This window comes from Ilumatobacter sp. (genome assembly GCF_041688325.1).
Lineage (GTDB): Bacteria > Actinomycetota > Acidimicrobiia > Acidimicrobiales > Ilumatobacteraceae > Ilumatobacter_A.
Genome location: NZ_JBDNIJ010000381.1, coordinates 1 through 2,749, shown reverse-complemented (window position 1 = coordinate 2,749; position 2,749 = coordinate 1). Strand labels below are relative to the sequence as shown.

The 2,749-nt window shown below is 60.5% G+C and carries 1 protein-coding gene and 2 pseudogenes; 2 read left to right on the top strand and 1 reads right to left on the bottom strand.

Annotated features, from left to right (window positions below; all coding sequences use genetic code 11):
• A pseudogene (locus ACH2EI_RS19330) lies at window positions 1–233 on the top strand (hypothetical protein); the annotation flags it as partial.
• 57 nt (window positions 234–290) lie between these two features.
• A pseudogene (locus tag ACH2EI_RS19325) lies at window positions 291–434 on the top strand (IS6 family transposase); the annotation flags it as partial.
• Window positions 435–531: 97 nt separating this feature from the next.
• On the opposite strand, the gene ctaD reads toward ACH2EI_RS19325, so the two are convergent.
• Window positions 532–2,511 (bottom strand): cytochrome c oxidase subunit I, encoded by a 1,980-nt coding sequence (gene ctaD / locus ACH2EI_RS19320; RefSeq protein ID WP_395161205.1) that lies wholly within the window; start codon window positions 2,509–2,511, stop codon window positions 532–534.
• Window positions 2,512–2,749 lie beyond the last annotated feature (238 nt).

Below are 2,749 nucleotides of genomic sequence, written 5' to 3'. Positions count from 1 at the left end.
TGGAAGACGCGCGCGATCACGACCGCATTCAGCGCGGCGACGTCCTGGTGCTGGCAGGCATCCGCCAAGCCCTCGTCGCCGGAACCGAGATCACCGTGCACAATGAGACTCGCAATGAGGACTATGTCGCGGGCCACCGCCTCTCGAAGCGGCAGGTCGAGATGCTCCTGGCGGGCGGCCTCATCCCCTTGCTGCGCGAGCAGAGAGCGGCCGAGGCCAACGGTCAAGGCTGAGCAGGGGGCACTGTTGCGTTGACGGATCGGTTGCGGGTCGCAGCGCGTGCCCTGGTGATCCGTCGTCGGGGTCGTCGCTTTGTTTCTTCGTCGTTTGCGGGCTTGCGGTTCGGGCCCGACGTGGTCTTGCTGGCGGTGCGCTGGTGTCTCCGCTACGGCTTGTCGTACCGCGATGTTGAAGAGCCACTGGCCGAACGCGGCAGCGCACCGGGCGTCTCGCCCGAGGTCGGTGAGCAACGCAGAGCGATGGTGAACGGTTTCGCGGGAACGGCTGCCGACACGGACCGCAGCCGGCAGCTCAACGCTGGCTGGGGAGTTTGGTTGGCTCCTGGCGATCGGGCTCGTGTTGTGGCTCGGCATTCGGGAAACAGGGTGACAGCAACCACGATCCGAGCGCGTACAGCAGGATGATGATGCCGATCACCGAGATCCACAGTGAAGCGACGATTCCATATGCTGCAATTGTCATCCCGGTGGCGAGGGCCAGTGGTTTGTAAGTCGGCAACGGGAGCACGATCTGCCGACCCACATCGGTGTCTTCGGTCTCAGCGACGATGTCGGCACCGGTTCGCTGCTGGACGATGTTTCCCTCGTCGTCTTCTTCGACTTTGCGATACCACAGCTCGTCGAGCGCGTGGACCGTCGGCGCGTGTGAGAAGTTCCACTCCGGTGCTGGCGTGGCCGTCATCCACTCGAGTGAGCGGGCGTTCCAAGGGTCGGGGTCTGATGTGTAGGAATGACGAGAAACGATCATGTTCGCAAGGAACACAAGGAAGCTGACCGCGATCACGAATGCTCCGATCGTCGACACCAGGTTCCAGAACGCGAGGTTGAAGAATCCTTCACCGACCCTGGACTCGGAGTAGATGTACATGCGGCGGCGTTGGCCCTGCAATCCCAACACGTGCTTAGGACCGAACGTCAGGTTGAATCCAATCAGCATCAACCAGAAGTGCCAGTAGCCCAGGCTGTCGTTGAGCGTCCGACCGAACATCTTCGGCCACCAGTAGTAGAGACCCGCGACGAGTCCGAACAGTGCACCGCCGAACAGTACGTAGTGGAAGTGCGCTACCACGTAATACGTGTCGGTCTGCTGGGCGTTCGACGGAGCGGCAGCGTGAGTGACGCCGGAGAGCCCACCGAGGGTGAACATCGATATCTCCCCGATCGCAAAGAGCATCGGCACAGAGAACCAGATCTTCCCGCCCCACATTGTCATCACCCAGTTGATGATCTTGACGCCGGTTGGTATCGCAATCACCATCGTTGAGATCGAGAAGACCGCGACCGATATTGGCCCGAGCCCCGATACGCACATGTGGTGCGCCCACACACCCCAACCGAGAAATCCGATCGCTGCACCGGAAAAGACGATGAACGGGTAGCCGAAGAGCGGCTTGCGGGAAAACGTGGGAAGTATCTCAGAGATGATGCCAAAGCTCGGCAAGATCATCAGGTACACCTCGGGGTGTCCGAACAGCCAGAAGAGGTGCTGCCACAGCAGTGGGTCGGCACCATCCTCAACTGAGAAGAACGTTGCGCCGAAGCGGCGTTGCGCAACGAGGAGATACAGCGCAACGGAGAGAACGGTGAGGGCGAACAACACCAGGAGCGACGTCACGAGGGCCATCCAGGTGAAGATCGGCATTTTCATCATCGTCATACCTGGGGCACGTAGATTCAAGATGGTCACGATGAGGTTGATGGCGCCGATGATCGAGGCGACGCCGGCAACGAGTAGACCCAGCGCCCAGTAGGTGACGCCGTCGGTGGGCGAGAATTCGTTGGACGAGTTCGGTGCGTACATGAACCAGCCGCCGTCGGGTGCGCCGCCCAGAACGAAGCTGGAGTTGATGATGAGGCCTCCACCGAGGAACAGCCAGAAGCTCAACGCGTTCATTCGGGGGAACGCCACATCTCGCGCCCCGATCTGCAGCGGAACTAAGAAATTCGGGAATGCCGCTGTGCTCAACGGCACGACCACCAGGAAGATCATGGTCGTCCCGTGCATCGTGAACAACTGGTTGTACGCGTCAGCGCTCACAATTTGTCCGTCAGGCCGAGCAAGTTGCAACCGGATCAATAACGCCTGGAAGCCCCCGAGCGCAAAGAAGAATATCGACACCGCCCCATACATGATCCCAATACGTTTGTGGTCTGTCGTGCAGACCCAGGACAACACGTTGCGCACAAGAGATGCCCCGCCTCCGCCCTCGGTGTGGCCAGCTGCTTCGGTCGGCTGCGCCTCGAATCGTGGGCGCTCGTCCAGTGTCGTCACGTGGTCGTCTCCTCCATCTCAGGGGGCTCGCAGCCAACATTAACAACGAGTTATCACTTCGTCGTGCGTACCAAAACGGTACAAGGATCCGGGGCTGCTTCCTAAGAGTGCGAGTTAGGACAATGGGCACATGCACGATATGCACGCCTATTGCAGACCCGGATCTCACCGGGCACTGTTGCGTTGATCGATCGAAGGGCGCGGCCAGCCGATGACGTGTGGGCTGTCCGGTCAGATC